The 24836-nt window shown below is 71.4% G+C and carries 25 protein-coding genes and 4 tRNA genes; 22 read left to right on the top strand and 7 right to left on the bottom strand.

Translation table 11 applies throughout. From position 1 onward, the window contains the following. The first annotated feature begins 18 nt into the window (after nt 1-18). The 6 genes from OG904_RS11470 to OG904_RS11445 all read left to right on the top strand — a co-directional run bounded on the left by OG904_RS11470 (nt 19) and on the right by OG904_RS11445 (nt 6573). Nucleotides 19-1587 (top strand): NuoM family protein, encoded by a 1569-nt coding sequence (locus OG904_RS11470; protein WP_405497944.1) that lies wholly within the window; start codon nt 19-21, stop codon nt 1585-1587. Continuing rightward, entirely contained in the window at nt 1584-3161 is a 1578-nt protein-coding gene (locus tag OG904_RS11465) for an NADH-quinone oxidoreductase subunit N (RefSeq protein WP_405489930.1), read from the top strand. The genes OG904_RS11470 and OG904_RS11465 overlap by 4 nt, the downstream gene beginning before the upstream one ends. A gap of 257 nt (nt 3162-3418) precedes the next feature. Beyond that, nucleotides 3419-4282, top strand: a complete 864-nt coding sequence (htpX, locus tag OG904_RS11460) for a zinc metalloprotease HtpX (protein WP_405489928.1) — start codon at nt 3419-3421, stop codon at nt 4280-4282. Next, entirely contained in the window at nt 4279-4671 is a 393-nt protein-coding gene (locus OG904_RS11455; protein WP_405489926.1) for a YccF domain-containing protein, read from the top strand. Before htpX ends, OG904_RS11455 begins: the two co-directional genes overlap by 4 nt. A gap of 203 nt (nt 4672-4874) precedes the next feature. After that, nucleotides 4875-5858 carry a glycosyltransferase family 2 protein gene (locus OG904_RS11450; protein WP_405489924.1) on the top strand — a complete coding sequence of 328 codons (984 nt, stop codon included), beginning with the start codon at nt 4875-4877 and terminating at the stop codon, nt 5856-5858. A gap of 169 nt (nt 5859-6027) precedes the next feature. After that, nucleotides 6028-6573 (top strand): SMI1/KNR4 family protein, encoded by a 546-nt coding sequence (locus tag OG904_RS11445; protein WP_405489922.1) that lies wholly within the window; start codon nt 6028-6030, stop codon nt 6571-6573. Here the strand turns inward: OG904_RS11445 and OG904_RS11440 are convergent. Together OG904_RS11440 and OG904_RS11435 are read right to left on the bottom strand one after the other, a co-directional pair. After that, nucleotides 6557-7792: an APC family permease gene (locus OG904_RS11440; protein ID WP_405489920.1), complete on the bottom strand. Its 1236-nt coding sequence runs from the start codon at nt 7790-7792 to the stop codon at nt 6557-6559. The two genes, OG904_RS11445 and OG904_RS11440, sit on opposite strands and share 17 nt — an antisense overlap. Nucleotides 7793-7810: 18 nt before the next feature. Next, complete coding sequence (locus tag OG904_RS11435; RefSeq protein WP_405489918.1) at nt 7811-9238, bottom strand: SulP family inorganic anion transporter; 1428 nt, start codon at nt 9236-9238, stop codon at nt 7811-7813. Between the two features lie 217 nt (nt 9239-9455). Here OG904_RS11435 and OG904_RS11430 point away from each other — a divergent pair, with 217 nt between their 5' ends. Continuing rightward, complete coding sequence (locus OG904_RS11430) at nt 9456-10217, top strand: DUF6585 family protein (RefSeq protein ID WP_405489916.1); 762 nt, start codon at nt 9456-9458, stop codon at nt 10215-10217. Between the two features lie 130 nt (nt 10218-10347). Here OG904_RS11430 and OG904_RS11425 read toward each other — a convergent pair whose 3' ends face one another. Next, nucleotides 10348-10836 (bottom strand): YajQ family cyclic di-GMP-binding protein, encoded by a 489-nt coding sequence (locus OG904_RS11425; RefSeq protein WP_405489914.1) that lies wholly within the window; start codon nt 10834-10836, stop codon nt 10348-10350. Between the two features lie 198 nt (nt 10837-11034). On the opposite strand from OG904_RS11425, the gene OG904_RS11420 reads away from it, so the two are divergent. Continuing rightward, nucleotides 11035-11116 (top strand) — tRNA-Tyr (locus OG904_RS11420). 146 nt (nt 11117-11262) lie between these two features. Then, nucleotides 11263-11700: a DUF3574 domain-containing protein gene (locus OG904_RS11415; RefSeq protein ID WP_405489912.1), complete on the top strand. Its 438-nt coding sequence runs from the start codon at nt 11263-11265 to the stop codon at nt 11698-11700. Nucleotides 11701-11779: 79 nt separating this feature from the next. On the opposite strand, the gene OG904_RS11410 is transcribed toward OG904_RS11415, so the two are convergent. Together OG904_RS11410 and OG904_RS11405 are read right to left on the bottom strand one after the other, a co-directional pair. Then, nucleotides 11780-12436, bottom strand: coding sequence for an SDR family oxidoreductase (locus OG904_RS11410; protein WP_405489910.1), 657 nt, complete (start codon nt 12434-12436; stop codon nt 11780-11782). A 54-nt stretch (nt 12437-12490) separates the two neighbouring features. Beyond that, a complete protein-coding gene (locus tag OG904_RS11405) occupies nt 12491-13798 on the bottom strand; it encodes an amidohydrolase family protein (protein WP_405489908.1) in 1308 nt (435 codons plus the stop codon). A 682-nt stretch (nt 13799-14480) separates the two neighbouring features. Here OG904_RS11405 and OG904_RS11400 point away from each other — a divergent pair. From OG904_RS11400 to OG904_RS11355, 10 genes are all read left to right on the top strand, one after another. Next, nucleotides 14481-14553: transfer RNA gene (locus OG904_RS11400), tRNA-Thr, on the top strand. Between the two features lie 48 nt (nt 14554-14601). Continuing rightward, nucleotides 14602-14674, top strand: a tRNA-Met gene (locus OG904_RS11395). An 89-nt stretch (nt 14675-14763) separates the two neighbouring features. Beyond that, on the top strand, nt 14764-14928 hold the full coding sequence (gene rpmG, locus OG904_RS11390) for a 50S ribosomal protein L33 (protein WP_003956487.1): 165 nt from the start codon (nt 14764-14766) through the stop codon (nt 14926-14928). 148 nt (nt 14929-15076) lie between these two features. Further along, nucleotides 15077-15562 (top strand): MaoC family dehydratase N-terminal domain-containing protein, encoded by a 486-nt coding sequence (locus OG904_RS11385; protein ID WP_405489906.1) that lies wholly within the window; start codon nt 15077-15079, stop codon nt 15560-15562. A 1-nt stretch (nt 15563) separates the two neighbouring features. Further along, nucleotides 15564-15992 carry a MaoC family dehydratase gene (locus OG904_RS11380; RefSeq protein WP_405489904.1) on the top strand — a complete coding sequence of 143 codons (429 nt, stop codon included), beginning with the start codon at nt 15564-15566 and terminating at the stop codon, nt 15990-15992. Between the two features lie 136 nt (nt 15993-16128). After that, nucleotides 16129-16683: a TetR/AcrR family transcriptional regulator gene (locus tag OG904_RS11375; protein ID WP_405489902.1), complete on the top strand. Its 555-nt coding sequence runs from the start codon at nt 16129-16131 to the stop codon at nt 16681-16683. A gap of 183 nt (nt 16684-16866) precedes the next feature. Continuing rightward, nucleotides 16867-18375: a DHA2 family efflux MFS transporter permease subunit gene (locus OG904_RS11370; protein WP_405489900.1), complete on the top strand. Its 1509-nt coding sequence runs from the start codon at nt 16867-16869 to the stop codon at nt 18373-18375. A 109-nt stretch (nt 18376-18484) separates the two neighbouring features. Beyond that, nucleotides 18485-18883: a DUF3291 domain-containing protein gene (locus OG904_RS11365; RefSeq protein ID WP_405489898.1), complete on the top strand. Its 399-nt coding sequence runs from the start codon at nt 18485-18487 to the stop codon at nt 18881-18883. A gap of 80 nt (nt 18884-18963) precedes the next feature. Further along, complete coding sequence (locus tag OG904_RS11360) at nt 18964-20019, top strand: UDP-N-acetylmuramate dehydrogenase (RefSeq protein WP_405489896.1); 1056 nt, start codon at nt 18964-18966, stop codon at nt 20017-20019. A gap of 16 nt (nt 20020-20035) precedes the next feature. Then, nucleotides 20036-20452 (top strand): hypothetical protein, encoded by a 417-nt coding sequence (locus OG904_RS11355; RefSeq protein WP_405489894.1) that lies wholly within the window; start codon nt 20036-20038, stop codon nt 20450-20452. A gap of 21 nt (nt 20453-20473) precedes the next feature. Here OG904_RS11355 and OG904_RS11350 read toward each other — a convergent pair whose 3' ends face one another. Both OG904_RS11350 and OG904_RS11345 read right to left on the bottom strand, forming a co-directional pair. Then, entirely contained in the window at nt 20474-21493 is a 1020-nt protein-coding gene (locus tag OG904_RS11350) for an adenosine deaminase (protein WP_405489892.1), read from the bottom strand. Between the two features lie 349 nt (nt 21494-21842). Beyond that, complete coding sequence (locus OG904_RS11345) at nt 21843-23069, bottom strand: pyridoxal phosphate-dependent aminotransferase (RefSeq protein ID WP_405489890.1); 1227 nt, start codon at nt 23067-23069, stop codon at nt 21843-21845. A gap of 197 nt (nt 23070-23266) precedes the next feature. Here OG904_RS11345 and OG904_RS11340 point away from each other — a divergent pair. The 3 genes from OG904_RS11340 (at nt 23267) to nusG (ending at nt 24792) form a co-directional block, all read left to right on the top strand. After that, nucleotides 23267-23339, top strand: a tRNA-Trp gene (locus OG904_RS11340). Between the two features lie 106 nt (nt 23340-23445). After that, a complete protein-coding gene (secE, locus tag OG904_RS11335; protein ID WP_243333337.1) occupies nt 23446-23727 on the top strand; it encodes a preprotein translocase subunit SecE in 282 nt (93 codons plus the stop codon). 84 nt (nt 23728-23811) lie between these two features. Beyond that, entirely contained in the window at nt 23812-24792 is a 981-nt protein-coding gene (nusG, locus tag OG904_RS11330; protein ID WP_405489888.1) for a transcription termination/antitermination protein NusG, read from the top strand. Nucleotides 24793-24836 lie beyond the last annotated feature (44 nt).

The raw sequence follows: 24836 nt of genomic DNA, 5'->3' as shown, positions 1-24836 counted from the left end.
GATATCAGCCCGTCCGTGATGCAGTTCCTTCTGGCGTTGATCGTGGCCGGCCCGCTCGTCGGCGCCGTCGCCGCCCTCCTGCCGGCCCCGCCCGGACTGAAGGGCAAGAGCCCCGAACAGGCCGTGCTGCGCCACGGCGTGACCGTGACCGGCGCCATCCTCGCCGCGGCGATCGCCCTCACCCTGGGCTTCGACCACGACGCCCCGTCCCGCTTCCAGGCGACGACGGACATCAGCTGGATCCAGGCGCTGAACGTCCGGATCCACCTCGGCATCGACGGCATCTCGCTCCCCCTCCTCCTGATGACCGCGCTGCTGTTCTTCCTCTGCGCGCTCTACAGCTACTTCAAGCTCCCCGCGGGCCCCTCCGCGAAGGCCTTCGTCGCCCTGCTCCTGGTCCTGGAGTCCGGCACCCTCGCCACCTTCGCCGTCCTCGACCTGCTGCTGTTCTTCCTCGCCTTCGAGATGGTCCTCATCCCGATGTACTTCCTCATCGCCCGCTGGGGCGGTGCTCAGCGGCAGGCCGCCGCCTGGAAGTTCATCCTCTACACGCTCCTCGGATCCGTCGTCATGCTCCTCGGTCTGCTGCTGATCGGACTGAACAGCGGCACTTTCGACATGGTGGCACTCGCCTCTGACAACGGCCGCGGACTGACCCACACCACCCAGATCCTGGCCGTCCTCGCCATCGGAACCGGCCTCGCCGTGAAGACCCCGATGTGGCCGCTGCACAGCTGGCTGCCGGACGCCCACACCGCCGCCCCCACCGTCGGCTCGGTCCTCCTCGCGGGCGTCCTGCTGAAGATGGGCACCTACGGGTTCGTCCGCATCCTGCTGCCCGTCACCCCCGACGGCATGGCCACCTTCGCCCCGTACCTGGGCGCCTTCGCGGCCGTCGGCATCGTCTACGGGTCGCTGGCCTGCCTCGCGCTCGCCCGCAAGGGCAACAAGGGCGACCTCAAGCGCCTCATCGCCTACTCATCCGTCGGCCACATGGGCTTCGTGCTGCTCGGCATCGCGTCCATGACCCCGACCGGCGTCAACGGCGCGCTCTTCGCCAACGTCGCCCACGGCCTGATCACCGGCCTCCTCTTCTTCCTGGTCGGCGCCCTCAAGGACCGCTACGGCACCGCCGACCTCGACACCCTCGCCGGAGCCACCGGCGCCGCCCTCTACGGCCGCGCCCCCCGCTTCGGCGCGTTCCTCGCCTTCGCCGCCGTCGCCTCCCTCGGGCTGCCCGGCCTGGCCGGCTTCTGGGGCGAGATGCTGGCCCTGTTCGGCGCGTTCGACCCCGCCGAGGGACTGTCGCGGCCCGCGTTCCTCACGTACATGTCCGTCGGAGCGGTCGGCACCCTGCTCACCGCCGCCTATCTTCTGATCGTCGTCCGGCGGGTGTGCATGGGCGACCCGAAGGCCGCGCGCGAAGGCGCCGCCGCCCCGGTGGTCCTCGCCGACATCCAGCACTACGAGTTCGCCGCGTGGACCCCGCTCGTCGCCCTCACCGTCCTCGCCGGCCTGTGGCCCGCGATCCTCCTCGGCCTCACCGACCCGGCCGTCCAGAAGCTCCTCGCGGGAGGGAACTCATGACGGTCCTTCGCCCCATCACCAGCACCACCATCGCCGCCGCCGACACCCCCAGCCTGGTCCAGTCCGTCGACTGGCTCGCCATCGCGCCCGTGGTCGTCACCGCCGCCGTCGGCCTGATCGTCCTGGTCGCCGACCTCTTCGTACCGGAGCACCGCAAGCCGCTGCTCGGGTGGATCTCCGTGGCCGGACTGGCCGCCGCGACCGCGGCCCTGCTGCCGCTGCGCGCCGGCGACCGCAGCACCTTCTGCCTCACCGGGCCCGGTACGGACGGCGCCGGGGCCTGCAGCTACGCCGCCGACCACTTCGCGCTGGTCGTCCAGTTCCTCGTACTGGGCGGCGCCCTGGTCACCGCCCTGCTGTCGGTCACCACCGTCCGCGAGGCACGAATGCCGGCCGGCGAGTACTGGTTCCTGCTGCTCTCCTCCGCCGCGGGCGCGGCCCTGCTGCCCGCCTCCCGTGACCTCGCCACCCTGATCGTCGCCCTCGAGGTCGCCTCGCTGCCCGCCTTCGCCCTCGTCGGCATGCGCCGCGGCGACCGGCTCTCCTCCGAGGCCGCCCTCAAGTTCTTCCTGTCCTCCGTCACCGCCACCGCCGTGTCCCTGATGGGCGTCAGCTTCGTCTACGCCGCCACCGGCTCCCTGCACCTCACCCAGGTCGCCGACCGGCTCGAACACGTACCCGGGCAGTTGGACACGCTCGCCATGGCCGGAGTCGCGCTCACCCTGGTCGGCTTCGCCTTCAAGACGGCCGCCGTCCCCTTCCACTTCTGGGTTCCCGACACCTACGTGGGCGCGCCGCTGCCCGTCGCCGGCTACCTCTCGGTCGTCGGCAAGGCCGTGGGCTTCACCGGCCTCATCCTCGTCACGGTGATCGCGTTCCCCGCGTACTCCGACGTCTGGGGTCCGGCCCTCGCCGTCCTCGCCGCGCTCACCATGACGCTCGGCAACGCGGCCGCCCTGCGCCAGTCCGCCGACCGCCCCGGCGGCGCCGTGCGGCTGCTCGCCTGGTCCTCGATCGGCCAGGCCGGCTACCTGCTGGTCCCGATCGCCGCCGCCGCGTACGCCGGCCGCGACCAGATCGGCTCCACCGTCGCCTACGCCCTCATGTACGCCGCCGTGAACCTCGGCGCCTTCGCCGTGGCCGCCCTGGTGGCCCGTACGAAGCCGCTGCACCGGCTCGCCGACTACCGCGGCCTGTACGCCGAGCGCCCGTTCGCCGCCCTCGCGCTGGCCTTCTTCCTGCTCTGCCTGGCCGGTCTGCCGCCGGGCATCATCGGGCTCTTCGCGAAGGTCACCGTCTTCCGGGCGGCGGTCGACGCGGGGCTGGGCTGGCTCGCCGTGGTCATGGCCGTCAACGTCGTCGTCGCGCTCTACTACTACCTGCGCTGGACCGCCCTGCTCTTCCGCACCCCCGACGGCGACGGCGAGGCCGCCCGGGAGGGCACGCAGCCCCGTACGGGCACTCCGTGGCCGGTCACCGCCGCCATCGTGCTCACGGCCGCCACCGCCCTGGTCCTCTCGGGCGCCCCGCAGCTGGTCCTGCGCTTCGCCTCGGGCAGCCTCTTCCCGCTGTAGCCCGCCGCGGCCCGTGCGCCCGTATCCCGCGCACCCGTAACCCGTACGGCCCAATCCGCGCCGCCCCCGGCGCGGGCCCGGCACGCCCCCGCCACCGGCCGCCCGCCCGGTCCGCCGGGGCGGCCGGGCGGGCGCGCGCGGGGAACCTGCCGCCCTCACCTGGCGTTGACCAGGAAGGAAGGGTCCACTGGACCGTAGGTCCTCAGATCCACAGATCCTGGACGGGTCCCCCTGCCGCACCACCTGGAGGGCGTACCGTGCACCGCCGGCACAACGGGCTGAAGACCGCCGTACTCCTCGGCGGCCTGTCGGCACTCATCATCCTCATCGGAAGCTTCTTCGGCCGGGGCGGACTGATCGTCGCCGTCCTCGTCGCCCTCGGCACCAACGCGTACGCGTACTGGAACAGCGACAAGCTGGCGCTGCGCGCGATGCGCGCCCGCCCCGTCAGCGAGTTCGAGGCACCCGAGCTCTACCGCATGGTGCGCGAGCTCTCCACGTCCGCGCGCCAGCCCATGCCCCGGCTCTACATCTCGCCGACCGAGGCCCCCAACGCCTTCGCCACCGGACGCAACCCGCGCAACGCCGCCGTCTGCTGCACCGAGGGGATCCTGCGGATCCTCGACGAGCGCGAGCTGCGCGGGGTCATCGGCCACGAGCTGAGCCACGTCTACAACCGCGACATCCTCATCTCGTCGGTCGCCGGCGCCCTCGCCTCCGTGATCATGTTCCTGGTGAACTTCGCCTGGCTGATCCCGATCGGCCGCTCCAACGACGACGAGGGGCCGGGCCTCTTCGGCATGCTGCTGATCATGATCCTGGGCCCGCTCGCGGCCTCCGTGATCCAGCTCGCCATCAGCCGCTCGCGCGAGTACGAGGCCGACGCCTCCGGCGCCCAGCTCACCGGGGACCCGCTCGCCCTCGCCAGCGCCCTGCGCAAGCTCGACGCCGGGACCAAGCAGCTCCCGCTGCCGCCCGAACCGAGGCTGGAGACGGCGAGCCACATGATGATCGCCAATCCCTTCCGTCCGGGCGAGGGCCTGTCCAGAATGTTTTCCACACACCCCCCGATGGCCGAGCGCATCGCCCGGCTCGAACAGATGGCAGGACGCAGCCAGTGAAGACCATCCTCAATCTCATTTGGCTCGTGCTCAGCGGAGTCTGGCTGTTCCTGGGCTACTGCCTGGCGGGCCTGATCCTCTGCATCACCATCATCGGCATCCCCTTCGGCATAGCGGCCTTCCGCATCGCGGTGTACGCCCTGTGGCCGTTCGGATACACCACCGTCGAACGGCGCGACGCGGGCACCGCCTCCTGCGTGGGCAACGTGCTGTGGCTGGTCCTCGCGGGCTGGTGGCTGGCCCTCGGCCACATCGTCACCGGCATCGCACTGTGCGTCACGGTCATCGGCATCCCGTTCGGCATCGCCAACTTCAAGATGGTCCCGCTCTCCCTGCTCCCGCTGGGCCGCGAGATCGTCCCGACGGACGCCCCGTTCGCCTCGCGGTAGCCGTCGGGGAGCGCCCTCCGGCCGCCCTTGCCCGGGTGGAATGGCCGGAGTGGCGCGCGTAACATTCGACATGGGATCAGTAAAAGAGCTACTCCAGGTGCACTAATGTCTAGCCTGAATGCCCAGTCCCGAAGTACTTCATAGGTGGGAAGAATTCAGTGTCGGCTGCGAGTGCCACCACGACTCTTTCGGTCATTGTGCCGATGTACAACGAGGAAGAGGCTCTTCCGGCGCTGGTGAGCCGCCTGCGCCCCGCCCTCGACGGCACTGATGTCCCGTACGAGGTGGTGGCCGTGGATGACGGCAGTGCCGACCGGACCGCCGAACTCCTCGAAGAGTTCCGTAAGGGCTGGCCCGAGCTGCGCATAGTCAAGCTGCGCGGCAATTCCGGGCACCAGGCGGCGCTGCGGGCAGGTCTGCACAGCTCGGTCGGCGCGTACGTCGCGAGCATTGACGCCGACCTCCAGGATCCGCCGGAGAAGATACCGGAGATGCTGGACCTGGCCCGGGCCGAGAACCTCGACATCGTCTACGGGGTCCGGACGGACCGGAGCACCGACAGCGGCTTCAAGCGCCGCACGGCCGGCGCGTACTACTGGCTGATGCGCCGCATGGTCGGCAAGCAGGTTCCTGCGCAGGCCGGCGACTTCCGGCTGCTCAGCCGCGAGGCCGTGGAAGCCCTCAAGGCGCTTCCCGACCAGCACCAGGTCTACCGCCTGCTCGTGCCGTGGCTCGGCTTCCCCAGCGGCCAGGTCACCTACCACCGCGACGAGCGCGTGGCGGGCGAGACCAAGTACCCGCTGAGCAAGATGATCCGCCTCGCGGTCGACAGCATCACCAACTTCTCCGCCGCGCCGCTGCGCCTCGCGACCTGGCTCGGCGTGGTGAGCTTCGTTACCTGCTTCGTCATGATCGCCGTGACGCTCGCCGTGTTCCTCGTCGGCAAGACCGTGCCCGGCTGGACCTCGCTGTTCGTCGCGATGCTCTTCCTCGGTGGCGTCCAGCTGATATGTGTCGGTCTGCTCGGTGAGTACATAGGGCGGATATACACCGCCGTACAGGGCCGTCCCACCTACTTCATCGGCTACGACTCGGCGCACGGCGGCGCGGCCAAGGGCGCCGAAGCCGCTACCGAAGCCGATGCCGCTGCCGCTGCCAAGCGTGACCGGATCAACGCCGGCGTCTGAGGACCCGAGCGGTCTGGCCGGGGTCTGAACACCTGAGCGGATTGGGGAGTGCCCGTCGCGCGCCGTCACCGGCGTGGGACGGGCACTCCCCATTCGTGGTTTTCGGCCGTCGTTGCGCTGAAAAGTGCAGGTCAGGGCGATTGTCAGTGGGGGATGTCACTGTGAGTGCATGGATGACACCGAGCAGTTGCTGAAGCAAGTCGCCGAGCGAGCGCGCGGCTCCCACCAGGAGCGGTACACGGCCGGCGGGACCCTGACCACGGCCCTTCCCGCGCCCCTGGACCGGGCCGGGCTGCGCCGGGCCGAGGCCGCACTGGGCTTCGCCCTGCCGCCGCTCCTCGGCGACCTCTACACCCGCGTCGCGGACGGCGGATTCGGCCCCGAGTGCGGCCTGCTGCCGCTGGAGCCGGCCGTCGCCGAATACACCGCGATGCGTACGTCGGCCTGGCGCTGGCCCGAGGGCGTACTGCCCATAGCCGACTTCGGCTGCGCCATGCGGGTCTGCGTGGACTGCCGCTCCGAAGCCGCCCAAGTCCTGCTGTTCGACCCGAACCCGGGTGATCCCGGCCTCGCCTGGTTCCTCGAATCGCCCGCCCTCGCCGACTGGCTGCGCGGCTGGGTCGAGGGCACCGCCTGGTTCAGCGAAGCGTCGGGAGCGGGGGAGGAGTGGGACCTGGAGCTGACTCCCTGGGCCGGCTTCAGATCCCGGGTGTGAGCCGCCGGCGCACACCGTAGGCCGCCGCGCCCAAAGCCAGCACCCCGGCCCCCGCGAGCGTCGACGCGGCGGGCAGCGCGCAGGCCAGCACCACGCAGCCGGACAGCCCCGCCGCTGCCACGGCCCGGTCTTTGACACCTGAATCGAGAGTCCACGCGGAGGCGTTCGCGATCGCGTAGTAGGCCAGCACGCCGAAGGACGAGAAACCGATCGCGCCCCGCAGATCGGCGGTCGCCGCGAGCACCGCCACCACCGAGCCCACCGCCAGCTCGGCACGGTGCGGCACCTGATGCCGCGGATGTACGGCGGCCAGCGCGCGCGGGAGATGGCCGTCCCGCGCCATCGCCAGGGTGGTCCGCGACACCCCGAGGACGAGGGCCAGCAGCGAGCCCAGCGCCGCCAGGGCGGCACCCACCCGGACGACGGGAGTCAGCCCGGGCATCCCGGCCGCGCGCACGGCGTCGGCCAGCGGAGCCGCCGACCGCCCCAGACCGCCGGCGCCGAGCACCGACAGCGCCGCCACCGCGACCGCGGCGTAGACGAGCAGGGCGATTCCCAGGGCGAGGGGCACCGCCCGTGGGATCGTGCGCTCCGGATCGCGCACCTCCTCGCCCAGGGTGGTGATCCGGGCGTAGCCCGCGAACGCGAAGAACAGCAGCCCGGCGCCCTGGAGCAGCCCGGCGGCGCCCCAGTCCGGGCCGCCGAGACGGCCGGCGCCGGCCGCGGCGGAGGACAGGCACGCCACGACGACCCCGGCCAGCACGGCCAGTACGGCCGCCACGATCACCCGGGCGATCCGGGCGGACTTCTGCACCCCGCCGTAGCTCGCGGCGGTCAGCGCCACCGTCGCCGCCACGGCCACCGCGTGCTGCTGCCCGGGCCACACGTAGGCCCCCACGGTGAGGGCCATCGCCGCACAGGAAGCGGTCTTGCCGACGACGAAGCCCCACCCGGCCAGATATCCCCAGAAGGGCCCGAGCCGCTCGCGCCCGTACACGTAGGTCCCGCCCGAGGACGGGTAGCGGGCGGCCAGCCGCGCCGAGGAGCGCGCGTTGCAGTAGGCCACCAGGGCCGCGCCCCCGAGCGCCGCGAGGAGCGCTCCGCCGGCAGCGCGCGCCGCCGGGGCCAGCGCGGCGAAGATACCGGCCCCGACCATCGCGCCGAGCCCGACGACGACCGCGTCGAAGACTCCCAGGGTGCGCTTCAGCTCGTTGTTCACGGCCGGAGGGTAACGGCACTAGATGACGCCTTCGCGGCCGGGGAGCGGGCTCCGGGTCCGCTCCCAGCCGTCGAGTGCGGTCAGGCAGGCGTGATCGAGGTGGCGCAGCCCGCTCAGGTCGAGGCGGACGGCGCTGCCGTGCGGCAGCGCGTCCAGCTCGTCGAGCAGTTTGGGCAGCCGCAGGAAGCTGGCGTTGCCCAGGATCCGGACGCACAGCTGCTCGCCCTCCCACACCTGCTCGAGGTGCACGTGGGAGGTCTCCCAGGCCGCCTTGGCGATGGCGAGCCCCAGACCGGCGAGCACGCCCTCGAAGAGGTTCGTGGCCACGATCGCCGCGGTCGTCGCCACCAGGACGACGGCCTCGCCCCGGTGGGTGCGCCACAGGGCGGCCACCGCCCGGGCCGGCAGCAGCTTCCAGCCCGCGTGCAGCAGTACCCCGGCCAGGGCGGCGAGGGGTACTGCCTCCAGCAGACCGGGTACGGCCACGGCGAACAGCAGCAGCCACCCGCCGTGCAGGATCCGGGAGGCCCTGGTGCGGGCACCGGCCTCGACGTTGGCGGCGCTGCGGACGATCACGGCGGTCATCGGCAGGGCTCCGAGCAGGCCGCAGAGGGTGTTCCCGACGCCCTGGGCGATGAGTTCGCGGTCGTAGTCGGTCCGGGCCCCGTCGTGCATGCGGTCCACGGCGGCCGCGCTGAACAGCGTCTCGGCGGAGGCGATCAGGGCGAGCGCGAGCACCGTCCCGGCGGCCCCCGCGGAGGCCAGCACCCCGAAGTCCCCCCAGCCGGGCGCAGTCACGGCCGCGAGGACGCCCGTGACCCGGACCCGGTCCACGGGCAGCCGCAGCACCTGGGCCGCGGCGGTGGCGGCGGCCACCCCGACGAGTGCCCCCGGCACCAGGCGCAGCCGGTCCGGCAGCCGCCGCCAGGCCACCAGCACGGCGACGGTCCCGGCTCCCAGGGCCACGGCGGTCCAGTCGGCCCGCGCTGCGAGCCCCGCCGCTCCGGCCAGCTTCTCCAGGGTCCTCCCGGGAGCCTCCACCCCGGCCAGGGCGTACAGCTGACCGGCCATCAGCACGAGTCCGATGCCGGCCAGCATCCCGTGCACGACGGCCACGGAGATCGCCCGGAACCACCGCCCGAGCCGCAGTGCGCCCATGCCCAGCTGCACCAGGCCCGCGGTGAGGACGAGTACGCCGAGCGCGGGCAGCCCGTACGTCCGCACCGCCTCGTAGACGAGCACGGTGAGTCCGGCGGCCGGACCGCTGACCTGGAGCGAACTGCCCCGGAACCAGCCGGTGACCAGCCCGCCCACCACCCCGGTGAGGATCCCCAGTTCGGCCGGTACGCCGGAGGCGACGGCCACTCCGACGCAGAGCGGCAGTGCGACCAGGGCGACCACCACGGACGCACCGAGGTCTTCGCGAAACGTGCCGGCCCCAGGCATACGGGAACCCCCTGTCGAGGCGGTGACGGACACACCTCAGCGTGGTGGGCGCACTCCCTGTTGCCCAAGTGCACACGAGGGGCGCCGTGGGCGCGTACGCCGCTCACGCCGGGCACGTGCCACCCGGGCGCCGGGTCCGGCGGGCGGCCAGTAGGCTCCGCCTGCTCGTAGGCAATCGCCCGTGGAGGACACCGCGGGCGTGATGAAAGAGGCACCCATGGCGACAGCCGCCGCCCCCTCCGCCGAGGAGCGGATACCCGACGCGGTCGCGTCCCTCGCAACGGCCCGGAATCTGGGCCGCCACCGCGAGACCTTCCTTCCCAAGCGCCTGGGTGCCTGGCGGATGGCGGGCCTGTTCCTGTTCGCGGTCCTCGGCCTGGCCTGCTTCGTCCTGCCCGGCCTGCTGTTCGTCTGGCTCCTCGCGCAGAGCCCCAACCTCTCCCGCAAGCAGGCGGCGAAGCGCATCCACCTCTTCGAGGAGGGCCTGGTCGTTGCCGATGCGAACGGTCCGGTCAGCGGCTTCCGGTGGGATTCCCTGACGGTGCTCCAGCAGATCACCGAGCAGTACGCCAACGGCGTCCACGTCGGGACCGGCTACCTCTACACGCTGTTCAACCAGGACGGCTCCACGGTCAAGCTGACCAACTTCTACGCCGAACCGGAGCGTTGGGGCACGGCCATCCAGCACGAGATCACCCGGGCCCAGCTGCCCGGCGCGGTCGCGGCGCTGGAGCAGGGCGCCACCCTGCAGTTCGGCGGGATCACGGTGACGGCGGGCGGGATCGCCACCGCCAGGCGCGGCGCCGCGCACTGGGGCGAGATCCAGAGCGTCGAGATCAAGAACGGGACCGTCTTCGTGGCGAAGGCGGGCAAGCTGCTGGCGTGGTCGAACACCCCGGTCGCGAAGATCCCCAACTTCTTCCTGTTCCTCACCGTCATCGACACCCTCCGCGGTGCCCACCGGCCCGCGGGCGGCTGATCGACGCGGCGGCCGCAAACGCGACGCCGGGAACGCGGCCGGCGCAAACGTGACGGGGGGCACCCGTCGAGGTGCTCCTCGGCGATGTGCCCCCTCGTCAACCGCGTACGCGCAGGTCAGGGAATCCTGATCAGCGGTAGTTCACGAACTGGATCGCGAAGTCCAGCTCCTTGCCCTTGAGGAGGGCCTGGACTTCCTGGAGGTCGTCGCGGCTCTTGGAGCTGACGCGCAGCTCCTCGCCCTGGACCTGGGCCTTGACGCCCTTGGGGCCCTCGTCACGGATGATCTTCGCGACCTTCTTGGCGTTCTCCTGGGAGATGCCTTCCTCGATCGTGGCGAAGATCTTGTACTCCTTGCCGGACAGCTGCGGCTCACCGGCGTCGAGCGCCTTGAGGGAGATCCCGCGCTTGACCAGCTTGGTCTCGAAGACGTCCAGGACGGCCTTGACGCGCTCCTCGGAGTTCGCCTCCATCAGGATCTTCTCGCCGGACCAGGCGATCGTGGCGCCGGTGCCCTTGAAGTCGTAGCGCTGCGAGAGCTCCTTGGCGGACTGGTTGAGGGCGTTGTCGACCTCCTGCCGCTCGACCTTCGAGACGATGTCGAAACTGGAGTCGGCCATGTGCTGTGGCTCCTTGAAGTCGGTGGTGACGGCCCCGCGGGGCGCGGCCGGACAACCCCGGACCGCTCCGCAAAGCCTAGCCACCGCACCCACGTGCGGTGCTGATCAATCCGGTGGCGAAGCACCCCCGGTCATCGGGTATCGTTTACGTCGTTGCCACGGAGCGCCGCCGCAAGGCGGAAAGATGGCAGCGATCATGGCGGTGTGCCCGAGTGGCCAAAGGGAGCAGACTGTAAATCTGCCGGCTCAGCCTACCCAGGTTCGAACCCTGGCGCCGCCACGCGAGTGAGACCCCCGTTCATTGCGGAAACGCAATGGGCGGGGGTTTTCTCGTATGCCTGCCCGGTATCTGTCCGGTACCTGCCTGCCCGGTACCTGTCTGGCCCCACCGGCGTACCGATGCGGGGCTCCGGTCGTTCACCCGGCGTGAAATGGACTCATGACGCGCGCGGCAAGGTCGGCGGCGGGGTACTCCTCGCCCTGCTCGGGGCAGGGATCCCGGCTCTGGTCGGAGCGGCGCTGCACACCCACGTGGGGGACCCCTACCAGGAGACCCGGCTCTACTTCGGGACCGAGCGGCCGGACGGCCGGCCGCCGGTCGCAGAGCGGGAGTTCATGGGCTTCCTCGACCGGGAGATCACCGCGGCCTTCCCCGAGGGGCTCACCGTCCACGACGGGTACGGCCAGTGGCAGCGGGACGGGAAGGTCATCCACGAGACCTCCTACGAGGTGGTGCTCCTGTACCCGCAGAAGGAGGCCGACGAGCGCGGTGCCCGCATCGAGCGGATCCGCGAGGCCTACGAGAAGAAGTTCCAGCAGGATTCGGTCGGACGCTCCGACGACCAGGTGACCGCCGAGTTCTGACCGGACGAGCCCCGGCGCCGGCCCGGGCGACCGCAGAACCCCCGGCCGGCCGGGGGTTCTGCGGTCAGGGAGAGGCGGCCTAATTGCCCGCCACGTCCTTGACCGCCACGGGGACCGGGGTGGAGCCGGCGATCAGCTCCAGGGTGAGCCCCGCGGTCGCGGGCGTCTCGATCAGCTCGGCGAGCACCGCCGCCACGTCGTCGCGGGTGACCGGCCCGCGGCCCGTCCGCGCCTCCAGACGGACCAGGCCCCTGCCGGCGTCGTCGAGCAGCGAGCCCGGGCGCAGGACCGTCCACTCCAGGCCCAGGCGGGTGCGGACGTGCTCGTCGGCCTCGCCCTTGGCCCGGAGGTAGGCGTCGAAGACCTCGTCGCCCTCGCGGCGCGGGTCCGCGCCCATCGAAGAGACCATCAGGAAACGGCGTACGCGGGCCCGTTCGGCCGCGTCCGCGAACAGCACCGCCGCGCCCCGGTCCACCGTGTCCTTGCGTCCGGCACCGCTGCCGGGACCCGCGCCCGCCGCGAACACCGCCGCGTCCGCGCCCTGCAGGATGCCCGCCACGTGCTCGACCGACGCCGATTCCAGGTCGCACAGCACCGGTTCGGCGCCCGCCTCCCTGAGGTCGTCGCCCTGTGTCGGATCGCGGATGATGCCCGCGACCTCGTACCCGCGCGCGGCGAGCAGGCGCTCCAGCCGCAGCGCGATCTGACCGTGTCCACCCGCGATGACGATGCGCATGTCCCGACCGTACGACGAGCCGGGCGCCGCCGCCCGCGAACGCACGGTGAACCCTCAGGGACCCGGCTCCGTACGGCCCTGCCGGGGCAGGTCCAGGGCCACGGCGACGGCGGAGTCGCAGTACTCCCGTACGGCACTCGTCCGGGCTACCACCCGCCCCCGGTGGATCACGATCCGGCTGTACGCCAGGGACAGCACGCTCGCGATCCGCTCCCCGCGCACGGCGAGCAGCTCCGCCGGGAAGCCGGCCTCCACCCGCACCTCCGGCAGGCCCATTGCCTCGCGGGCGTCCGTGCTGACCGAGTGGTACGCCTCGATGGCGCGGAGCCCGCCCTGGGAGGCCAGGAGGTACGCGGCTTCGAGCGGGTCCCCGCGGCCGACCGGATTGCCCGCGTCGCGCAGGGCCCCGCTGCCGGCCGCGACGCGGACCCCGGCGGCACGCAGCAGCCGTACGGGGGCGGTGCGCAGGCCGCGGCGTTCCAGGGCCGCGCAGTCGCCCTGGGGCAGGCAGGTCACCCGTACCCCCGCGGACGCCAGCCGGTCGGCGGCCCGGGTCGCCACGTCGAGCGGCAGCCGGGACAGTCCGCCGCAGGGGCCGATGGAGACCCCGGGGCGCAGCCCGGCGGCCATGGTCGCCAGCCGGGACAGGCGGGTGGGGTCGTCGCCGTCGGTGTGCAGGTCGACGGGGCAGCCGTGCTCGCCGGCGAGTTCCAGTACGGCTTCGAGGAAGCCCGTCGGGTCGGGGTCGAGGTCCGGGCAGCCCCCGATGACGGAGGCCCCCATCTTCAAGGCGTCCCGCAGCATGGCGAGCCCGTCGGCGCCCGCCACCCCGGTCAGCAGCCGGGGGACGGCGACGGCGGTGAGATCGGTGAGCCCGCGCAGGGAGCGGCGGGCCTGGAGTACGGCCTCCAGGGGGCCGAGGCCGTGCACGTCGCCGATCCGCACGTGGGACCGGACGGCGGTGGCACCGTGCCCGAGCTGGAGCAGCGCGGCCTCGGTGGCACGGCGCTGCACCTCGTCCGGCATGTAGGAGACGGGCCCCTCGCTGTCGGCGGTCAGGGCGGTGTCCCCGTGGGAGTGGGGCTCGGCGGGGGCGGGGAGCAGGAGCCAGCCGCTGAGGTCCACGCGGGCCCCGGCGGCGGCGGGGAGGCTGCCGGCTTCCCCGACGGCCTGGATCCGGCCGCCACCGAGGCGGACGTCGACGGTACGGCCGTCGGTGAGGCGGGCGCCGGCGAGGAGGAGGGTGGTGGATTCGGGGGTCACCGGACCCTGGTTCCCCGGAGCGCCCTCGGGGCCGTGCCCGTTGCCGCTCGGGCGGCCCCGCGCGGAGTGGGACGGCGGCTGCGGCTGGCTGTCGGACATCGCGCGCTCCTGCGGTGGCTCGGGCGGTTCCTGGGCCGTGGCCGCGGACCGCGGCCCAAGATCACGCAGCGTGGTCAGAGCCTAGGGGGCGGGGATGCCCGCTTCGCGGAAGAGCGCAATAGTCGTACCGGTGAGTCTGCCCGCCCCGACCGGGCGCCCGGCACGCCCTGCCCACGACCGCCCCCGGGCCGCGGCGCGGGCCGCGGGGCACGGGGTGCCGCCGGGGTCCGTGTTGCCCCTGTGCCGCTGTGTCGCTGTGCAGCCGGGGCGGCGCTGGATGCACCCGGGGATGCTCCGGGGAGACGGGCGGGGGACGGACGGGAGCCGGATGGGAGCCGGACGGGGGACGGACGGAGCCGGACGGGAGCCGGATGGGAGCCGGATGGGAGCCGGATGGAGCCGGACGGGAGCCGGACGGGAGCCGGACGGGAGCCGGACGGGAGCCGGACGGGAGCCGGATGGAGCCGGTGGTGGGGTTCTGGACGTGACGCTGTGCGATCCCCGGAGGCGAAGGGGGGCATCCCGGGTGTGACACCGGACACCTTTCGGGGTGAAAAGTGCCCGAAGGGTGTCAGGAGGCGCTTCGGGCGGCGATCAAGAAAGGCGCCGGAAGGGCTCCGAGGCCAGGCCCCGCAAAGGATTTGGGCGATCGGCGGGCGACCGTGTAATGTCTTCCTCGCTCGCCCCAATAGCTCAGTCGGTAGAGCGTCTCCATGGTAAGGAGAAGGTCTGCGGTTCGATTCCGCATTGGGGCTCTGGTGAGAGAGGTTCCCCACCCTCGGGTGGGGAGCGGATCTCATCAAAGCGGCGTAGCTCAGTCGGTAGAGCAAGCGGCTCATAATCGCTGTGTCACCGGTTCAAGTCCGGTCGCCGCTACACACAGTAGCCGATTGCGGGGTCGGTCTCCCGATCGGCTACTCTTTTATGCGTTCATCCGTCCCTAATGTCCGTCAAGGAGCACTCACGTGGCTGCCACCGACGTCCGCCCGAAGATCACGCTGGCCTGCGTGGAGTGCAAGGAGCGGAACTACATCACCAAGAAGAACCGGCGTAACAACCCGGACCGTCTTGAGATGAAGAAGCACTGCCCGCGTTGCAACTCGCACACCGCGCACCGCGAGACCCGCTAACACTTAGCGAAGTCTCGTACAAACAGGCACCGTCATGAGGTCGTCCCCGTCATTGGGGGGCGGCCTTGTGTCGTTTCGGCAGGTCGTTTCGGCAGGCCGTTTCGAAGGCCGTTCCAACATGTCGTTTCCAACAGGGAGGTAGGGAGCCATGGCGCTCGACCAGTCCTTCGTGGGGCGGAGCTACCCGCCCACCGATCCGTACGAGGTCGGCCGGGAGAAGATCCGCGAATTCGCGGTCGCGGTGGGTGACGCGAATCCCGTCTACACGGATCCCGAAGCCGCCAAGGCGTTCGGTCACCAGGACGTGATCGCCCCGCCGACCTTTGTGTTCGCCATCACTTTCGCGGCGGCGAGCCAGGTCGTCGAGGACCCGCAGCTGGGGCTGGACTACAGCCGCGTCGTGCACGGCGACCAGAAGTTCGCGTACACGCGCCCCGTGCGGCCCGGTGACCGGCTGACGGTGACCTCGACCATCGAGGCCGTCAAGTCGCTCGCGGGCAACGACGTCATCGACATCCGCGGCGAGGTCCACGACGAGGGCGGAGAGCACGTGGTGACGGCGTGGACGAAGCTCGTCTCCCGCGCGCCCGAGCCCGCGCCCGAGCCCGCCGCTCCCGCTCCCGAGGAGGCCTGAGATGGCTGCCCAGATCCAGTACGACGCGGTCGAGGTCGGTACCGAGCTGCCGGCGGCGTCCTTCCCCGTCACGCGGGCGACCCTGGTGCGCTACGCCGGTGCTTCGGGTGACTTCAACCCGATCCACTGGAACGAGAAGTTCGCCACCGAGGTCGGCCTGCCGGACGTGATCGCGCACGGCATGTTCACCATGGCCGAGGCGATCCGTGTGGTGACCGACTGGGTGGGCGACCCGGGTGCGGTCGTCGAGTACGGGGTGCGGTTCACGAAGCCGGTCGTCGTGCCGAACGACGACCGCGGCGCGCTGATCGAGGTCACCGCGAAGGTCGGGGCGAAGCTCGACGACAACCGGGTGCGGGTCGATCTGACGGCGATGAGCGCCGGGCAGAAGGTGCTGGGGATGTCGCGCGCGGTGGTCGTCCTCGCGTAGGACCCCACCAGTCCCACCCGTTTCATTCGTTACCGACAAGGCCCTGACCTGCGAGGAAGTTGCAGGTCAGGGCTTTGTCGGTGGTTGTGCCGCGCCAGGGGTTGCCAAGTTAGTGATTGAGCACTAACTTCGAGGCATGGCAAGGATGAGTGCGGAAGAGCGGCGCGAGAGCGTCATCCGGGCGGCGATGAGCGAGTTCGCCCGGGGCGGGTACTACGGAACCTCCACCGAGGCGATCGCCAAGCGGGTCGGGGTCTCCCAGCCGTACCTGTTCCGGCTCTTCCCGAACAAGCAGGCCATCTTCCTCGCCGCGGCCGCCCGCTGCATGGAGGACATCCGGGTCGTCTTCGAGGAGGCCGCGAAGGGGTACCAGGGCGAGGAGGCGGTCCAGGTCATGGGCGCGGCGTACATGCGGTTGATCGCCGAGCAGCCCGACAAGCTGCAGATGCAGCTCCAGACCTACGTCACCGTCGCCGCGGCCGAAGCCGCCGGGGAGCCGGAGTTCGGTGAGATGGTGCGGGCCGCCTGGATGAAGCTGTGGGACACCGTCCACGTGCCGCTCGGCGCGAGCGTGGAGGAGACGACCACGTTCCTGGCGTACGGAATGCTGATCAACACCCTGGCCGCCATGGGGTTCCCGGCGCAGCACCGGGTCTGGGACGGCTGCTACCCGGGGATCCGGCCCCAGTAGTCGTACCGCCGGCACTCGTACCGTCGGCACTCGCACCGCCAGTGGCCGTACCGCCGGCAGTCCCGCCCCGGCAGTCCGCAGTCCGCAGTCCGCAGTCCGGCAGTGACGCACCGCCCGCCCGCCCGCTCCGGGCCCAGCTCTGCCCGTTGAAGTTAGTGATCAATAACTAGTTTTGGGGGAACCATGCAGGACACCAAGCTTCGAGGGCCCGCCATCTGGGCGCTCGTCATCACCGGGGCCGCCAGCTTCATGGCCGCGCTCGACAACCTCGTCGTCACCACCGCGCTCCCCTCCATCCGCGAGGACCTCGGCGGAAAGCTGGAGGACCTGGAGTGGACGGTGAACGCGTACACGCTCACCTTCGCCGTCCTGCTCATGTTCGGCGCGGCCCTCGGTGACCGGTTCGGCCGGCGCCGGCTCTTCATCGCCGGCATGACCATCTTCACCGGCGCGTCCGCCGCCGCGGCCCTGTCGCCCGGCATCAACGAGCTCATCGCCGCCCGGGCCGTCCAGGGCGTGGGCGCGGCCGTCATGATGCCGCTCTCGCTCACGCTGCTCACCGTCGCCGTGCCCGCCGCCCGGCGTGGAATGGCCCTCGGCATCTACGGAGCCCTCACCGGCCTCGCCGTCGCCAGCGGGCCGCTCATCGGCGGCAGCCTGACCGAGCACATCTCCTGGCAGTGGATCTTCTGGCTGAACGTCCCGGTCGGTCTGGCGCTGATCCCGCTCTCCCGGCTCCGCCTCGCCGAGTCCACCGCCCCGCAGGCCAAGCTCGACGTCCCCGGCACGCTGCTCATCAGCGGCGGACTCTTCGGAATCGTCTACGGGCTGGTCAACGCCAACGCGCACGGCTGGACCAGCCTCCCCGTGCTCACCGCGCTGCTGGTCGGTGCCGCGCTCGTCGCCGCGTTCATCCGCCACGGCTTCACCAGCGCCAACCCGGTACTGCCGATGCGGCTCTTCCGCGACCGCGGATTCTTCGGCATCAACATGGCGAGCCTGCTGATGTTCGTCGGGATGTTCGGCTCGATCTTCCTGCTGAGCCAGTTCCTCCAGGGCGTCCTCGGCTACTCGCCCACCGAAGCCGGACTGCGCATGCTCCCCTGGACCGGCATGCCCATGATCGCCGCCCCGATCTCCGGGATCCTCTCCGACCGCATCGGCAGCCGCCCCGTCGTGGTCGCCGGGCTCGCGCTGCAGGCCATCGGCCTCGGCTGGTTCGCCGTGATCCTGGGCACCGACGTCTCCTACGGCGCCCAGCTCCCGGCGCTGATCATCAGTGGCATCGGCATGGGCCTCTTCTTCGCCCCCGCCTCCAACGCCCTCATGTCCACCGTCGCCCCCGCCGACCAGGGCAAGGCCTCCGGTACCAACAGCGCCCTGCGCGAAGTCGGCGGAGCCCTCGGTGTCGCCGTCCTCGCCTCCGTCTTCTCCGCCCAGGGCGGCTACCAGTCCGGGCAGTCCTTCACCGACGGCACCGTCCCCGCCCTCTGGATCGGCGGAGCCGTCGTCGCCCTGGCGGCCGCCCTGGCCCTGCTGCTCCCCGGCCGGGACAAGGAGAAGGCCCGCGCGACCGCCAGCCGGGCGGCGGAAGCGGCCGACGCCCCCGACGCCACCGCCGCCGCCAACACCCCCGGCGCAGAAGCACCCGGCACTACCGCTTCCGGTGCCCCCGAGAAGCTGGCAGTCTGACCGGTCCCGCACGCGGCCGCCGCCCGGGCCGCGGCCGCCCGGGAGAACCGCAGCCGCCGCACCGCACGAAGATCCGTACGACTCGTCCCCCGCGAAGGAGAGGCCCGTCATGCCCGATGTCCCCTGGTCCACGCCCACCCGAGCCGCCGCCGGCGCCGAGGTCTACGTCATGGCCTCCCGCTTCGAGACGGCCACCCTGACGGGAGCCCTGCGCTTCTTCCTGAAGTCGCCCGGCATCATCCTCCAGATCCGCAAGGCCCCCGGCGCGCACGGGGTCGGCCTGCGGGCCCGGGTCTTCAGACGGACCTTCCTGACCCTGTCGGCCTGGGAAGACCGCGAAGCGCTCTACCGCTTCGCGCGCAGCGAACCGCACCGCAGCAGCTCGCGCGCGGCCGCCGCGTACATGAAGGAGTCCGAGTTCACCTTCTGGACCGTCCCGGCAGGCGAGCTGCCCATCAGCTGGGCGGAGGCCGAGCGCCGGCTCGCGGAGCAGAAGCAGGCTCGCTGAGCGCCCGTACGGCGCCCGCAGTGCGAACGCGGTCCGTGGCCCCGCCGGGATGGGGGGACACGGACCGTACTCTTGTCCACGTGCAGGAACTCCACGACGCCCCCCTCGCCCCGCTGACCACCTTCCGGCTCGGCGGCCCCGCCGCCCGCCTGGTCACCGCGACCACCGACGCCGAGGTCGTCGCCACCGTGCGCGCCGCGGACGAGAGCGGCACCCCGCTCCTGGTCATCGGCGGCGGCAGCAACCTGGTCATCGGCGACCAGGGCTTCGACGGCACCGCCCTGCGGATCGCGACCACCGGGTTCACGCTCGACGGGACCCGGCTGGAGCTCGCGGCCGGGGAGAACTGGAGCGAGGCCGTCGCCCGGGTCGTCGACGCGGGACTCGCGGGCATCGAATGCCTCGCCGGGATCCCCGGCTCGGCCGGCGCCACCCCGATCCAGAACGTCGGGGCGTACGGCCAGGAGGTCTGCGACACGATCACCGAGGTCGTCGCCTACGACCGCACGCGCGGGGAGACGGTCACCCTGTCGGCCGCCGAGTGCGCGTTCTCCTACCGCGACAGCCTCTTCAAACACCAGCCGGAGCGGTACGTCGTCCTGCGCGTCCGCTTCGCCCTGGAGGACGCGGGCGGACTGTCCGCGCCGGTCAAGTACCCCGAGACGGCCCGCGCCCTCGGCGTGGAGGCCGGCGACCGGGTCCCGGCGGCCCAGGCCCGCGAGACCGTCCTGCGGCTGCGCGCCGGCAAGGGCATGGTCCTGGACCCCGCCGACCACGACACCTGGTCGGCCGGCTCCTTCTTCCACAACCCGATCCTCAGCGACGAGGCGTACGCCGCCTTCCTCGCCCGCGCCCAGGACCGGCTCGGCCCCGGCACCACCCCGCCCGCCTACCCGGCCGGTGAGGGGCGTACGAAGACCAGCGCGGCCTGGCTGATCGACAAGGCCGGCTTCACCAAGGGCTACGGCGACGGCCCCGCCCGCATCTCCACCAAGCACACCCTCGCGCTCACCAACCGGGGCGAGGCCACCACCGAAGACCTCCTCGTCCTGGCCCGCGAGGTCGTCGCGGGCGTCCACGCGGCCTTCGGCGTCACCCTGGTCAACGAGCCGGTGACGGTCGGCGTCAGCATCTGAGGAGTCCCGGCCGCCCATGCTCTGTCCCCTGCACGGGGCCGGTACGGACCCCACCCGGCTGGTGGGACGCACGATCAGACGGGTCGTGGCGTCCTGGCACATCAGCGACGGCGAACGCTCCGAGGCACCCCTGGACGTCTGGCTCCTCGACAGCGACGGGGAATCCACCCGGATCACCACCGGCTCCGACGCCTGCCTCATCGTGGAGTCCGCCACCCCGCACGAGGCCTACGACATGGGGGAGTGGGGCCGCATCGAGGTCGGCGAGGACCTCGGCGACCACCCCTTCCTGCGGCACCTCGGCGAGACCGTGGAATCGGTCGCCGAGTACGCGCTGCCCGCGCAGGGCCGCACCCACCTGGAGATCGGCTTCCCGGACGGTGCGCGGGTACGGGCCGACTGCCACGAGGGCGACCTGCGGCTCACGCGCTGACGCGCCGCCCGCCCCCCGTGCCTAGGACGCGATCCAGTGGTCGATCCCGGCCAGCAGCTTCTCCTGTACGTCGGCGGGTGCGGCGCTGCCGCGCACCGACTGGCGGGCCAGTTCGGCGAGCTCCGCGTCCGTGAAGGCGTGGTGCCGGCGGGCGATCTCGTACTGGGCCGCGAGCCGGGACCCGAAGAGCAGCGGGTCGTCCGCACCGAGGGCCATCGGGACCCCGGCCTCGAAGAGGGTGCGCAGCGGGACGTCCTCGGGGCGCTCGTAGACCCCGAGGGCCACGTTGGACGCCGGGCAGACCTCGCAGGTGATCTGCCGGTCGGCGAGCCGCTTGAGCAGGCGGGGATCCTCGGCGGCCCGTACGCCGTGCCCGATGCGGGCCGCGTGCAGATCGTCGAGGCAGTCGCGGACCGAGGAAGGGCCGGTCAGCTCGCCCCCGTGCGGGGCGGCGAGCAGCCCGCCCTCGCGGGCGATGGCGAAGGCCCTGTCGAAGTCGCGGGCCATGCCGCGGCGCTCGTCGTTGGAGAGGCCGAAGCCGACGATCCCGCGGTCGGCGTAGCGGACCGCGAGGCGGGCCAGGGTGCGGGCGTCGAGGGGGTGCTTCATGCGGTTGGCGGCGATGACGACGCGCATGCCGAGACCGGTGTCCCGGGAGGCGGCGTCGACGGCGTCGAGGATGATCTCGACGGCGGGGATCATCCCGCCGAGGAGGGGGGCGTAGGAAGTGGGATCCACCTGGATCTCCAGCCAGCCGCTGCCGTCCCGCACGTCCTCCTCGGCGGCCTCGCGGACCAGGCGGCGGATGTCGTCGGGCTCGCGCAGACAGGACCGGGCGGTGTCGTAGAGCCGCTGGAAACGGAACCAGCCGCGCTCGTCCGTGGCACGGAGCTTCGGCGGCTCGGCGCCGGTGAGGGCGTCGGGCAGCCGCACGCCGTACTTGTCGGCGAGCTCCAGCAGGGTCGACGGGCGCATCGAGCCGGTGAAGTGCAGGTGGAGGTGGGCTTTCGGCAGAAGCGTGAGATCGCGTGCGTGCTCCATTTGTTGATCCTGCCGTACCGCTGCGCTCGGCGGGAGGGGGTTTTACCGATCGGGGGCTTGCGCGAACGCGTGAGCGGGTCCGCTGCGCGGGCCTTTCCGGGCTCTGCCCGGACCCGCGCCTCAATCGCCGGCGGGGCCGAAAAGATCGCCTCAAACGCCGGCGGGGCTGGAATTAGCCCCTCCCGCGTTTGAGGAGCGGGGTCTGGGGCGGAGCCCCGGGGAACGGGTGAAGGGTGGGTAGGGGACCGGGCTCCGCGCAGCGGAAGGGCGGTCCCCGAAACGCCTGAGCGGCGGCTCCCCCACGGGGGAGCCGCCGCTCAGGTCCGGGCTGCTGCGGGCCGGTCTAGCTCTAGGCCTTGGCCTCCGCCAGGAGCTTCTGGATGCGGGAGACGCCCTCGACCAGGTCCTCGTCGCCCAGGGCGTAGGAGAGACGCAGGTAGCCGGGGGTGCCGAAGGCCTCGCCCGGGACGACCGCGACCTCGGCCTCGTCCAGGATCAGGGCCGCGAGCTCGACCGAGGTCTGCGGGCGCTTGCCGCGGATCTCCTTGCCGAGCACGTCCTTGACCGCCGGGTACACGTAGAACGCGCCCTCCGGGGTCGGGCAGAAGACGCCGTCGATCTCGTTCAGCATCCGCACCATCGTCTGGCGGCGGCGGTCGAAGGCCGTGCGCATCTCGTGGACGGCGTCCAGGTTGCCGGAGACGGCGGCCAGCGCCGCGACCTGGGCCACGTTGGAGACGTTGGAGGTGGCGTGCGACTGCAGGTTGGTCGCGGCCTTGATCACGTCCTTCGGGCCGATGACCCAGCCCACGCGCCAGCCCGTCATGGCGTACGTCTTGGCGACGCCGTTGACGACGATGCACTTGTCGGCCAGCTCGGGAACGATCGCCGGGAGGGAGACGAACTTCGCGTCGCCGTAGACCAGGTGCTCGTAGATCTCGTCGGTCAGGACCCACAGGCCGTGCTCGACGGCCCAGCGGCCGATCGCCTCGGCGTCGGCCTCGGAGTAGACGGCGCCGGTCGGGTTCGACGGGGAGACGAACAGGACGACCTTCGTGCGCTCGGTGCGGGCCGCTTCGAGCTGCTCGACGGAGACGCGGTAGCCCGTCGTCTCGTCGGCGACGACCTCCACCGGGACGCCGCCCGCGAGGCGGATCGACTCCGGGTACGTGGTCCAGTACGGGGCCGGGACGATGACCTCGTCACCCGGGTCGAGGATGGCCGCGAACGCCTCGTAGATCGCCTGCTTGCCACCGTTGGTCACCAGGACCTGGGAGGCGTCAACCTCGTACCCGGAGTCACGCAGCGTCTTCGCGGCGATCGCGGCCTTCAGCTCGGGCAGGCCGCCGGCCGGCGTGTAGCGGTGGTACTTCGGGTTGCGGCAGGCCTCGACCGCGGCGTCGACGATGTAGTCCGGGGTCGGGAAGTCGGGCTCGCCGGCTCCGAAACCGATCACCGGACGCCCGGCGGCCTTGAGGGCCTTGGCCTTGGCGTCCACGGCGAGGGTGGCGGATTCGGAGATGGCACCGATACGGGCGGATACGCGGCGCTCGGCGGAAGGCGTTTCAGAGGTCATGCGGCCAATCGTCCCAGAAGCCAAACGAGCGCCGCACGCCGTTTCAGCTACCGGACGCGCACTCTCCGGATGACGCTGTTCGACGTCAGGGCCCGGACCACGTACACTCAACCGTCGTTGGACCTCACCGACCGCTGCAGAGCGTGAGCACTCCGTGCACTCGCTCTCGCTTCGATGCGGTAGGTTGAGGGACGCAAAGGGTCGTAGCTCAATTGGTAGAGCACTGGTCTCCAAAACCAGCGGTTGGGGGTTCGAGTCCCTCCGGCCCTGCTCCACACTCCTTTTCTCGGATGTGTGCGCAGGTACGTACTTCGATGCAATGCCGTGCGGCGCAACCGGGCGCGGCTCGGCCACGACCCGGATTCAGGTGAGAGACGTGACGGACGCCCTGGGCTCCATCGACATGCCTGACGCCGAGGACGACACTCGCGAGAAGAAGGCCCGCAAGGGCGGCAAGCGCGGCAAGAAGGGCCCCTTGGGCCGTCTCGCGCTCTTCTACCGCCAGATTGTCGCGGAACTCCGCAAGGTTGTCTGGCCCACCCGCAACCAGCTCACGACGTACACCTCCGTGGTGATTGTCTTCGTCGTCATCATGATCGGTCTGGTGACCGTGATTGACTATGGGTTCCAGGAAGCCATCAAGTTCGTCTTCGGCTGATCCCCGCGGAGGGCGGCGCCTTGATGGCTGCCGCCCGTTTTCGCATGTTCGACCACCTTTTGTATCCAGGAAGAAGCAGCCACCGTGTCTGACCCGAACCTGAACGTGAGCCCCGACTCCGTCGAGTCCGTCGAGGACGAGCTCGACATCGTCGAGGCTGCAGACGCCGTGGACCCCGATGAGGCCGAGCTCGCCGACGCCGAGGCGGGTGTCGCTGCCGAAGAGGCCGCGCTGCACGTCGAGGAAGAGGTCGACGCCGAGGCCGAGGACGACGCCGAGGCCGAAGAGGCCGACGACGACTCCGACGAGGACGAAGACGAAGAGGCCTCTGACGCAGAGGCTTCCGACGAAGAGGCCTCCGACGAAGAGGCTTCCGACGAGGACGACTCCGCCGAGGCCGAGGCCGACGTGGAGGCCGACGACGCCGACGCCGAGCCCGCCGAGCCCGTCGACCCCATCCAGGCCCTGCGCGACGAGCTGCGCCTCCTGCCCGGCGAGTGGTACGTCATCCACACCTACGCCGGCTACGAGAAGCGGGTGAAGGCCAACCTCGAGCAGCGTGCCGTCTCGCTGAACGTCGAGGACTTCATCTACCAGGCCGAGGTGCCCGAGGAAGAGATCGTCCAGATCAAGAACGGCGAGCGCAAGAACGTCCGGCAGAACAAGCTGCCCGGTTACGTTCTCGTCCGCATGGATCTGACGAACGAGTCCTGGGGCGTCGTCCGCAACACCCCCGGCGTCACCGGCTTCGTGGGCAACGCGTACGACCCGTACCCGCTGACCCTGGACGAGATCGTCAAGATGCTCGCTCCCGAGGCGCAGGAGAAGGCCGCCAAGCTGGCCGCGGAAGAGGCCGGTCTGCCGGCGCCCTCCGTCAAGCGCACCATCGAGGTCCTGGACTTCGAGGTCGGCGACTCGGTCACCGTCACCGACGGCCCGTTCGCGACGCTGCAGGCGACCATCAACGAGATCAACCCGGACTCGAAGAAGGTCAAGGGTCTCGTCGAGATCTTCGGCCGCGAGACCCCGGTCGAGCTCAGCTTCGACCAGATCCAGAAGAACTGAGGCCTCGGCCCTCAGGTCTCTGACTCACCGCTTCCGGACAGGTC

It is taken from the genome of Streptomyces sp. NBC_00096, assembly GCF_045041305.1.
Classification (GTDB): Bacteria; Actinomycetota; Actinomycetes; order Streptomycetales; family Streptomycetaceae; genus Streptomyces.
Note: the sequence above shows the minus strand (reverse complement) of the source record. Positions and strands in the feature narration are given on the sequence as shown.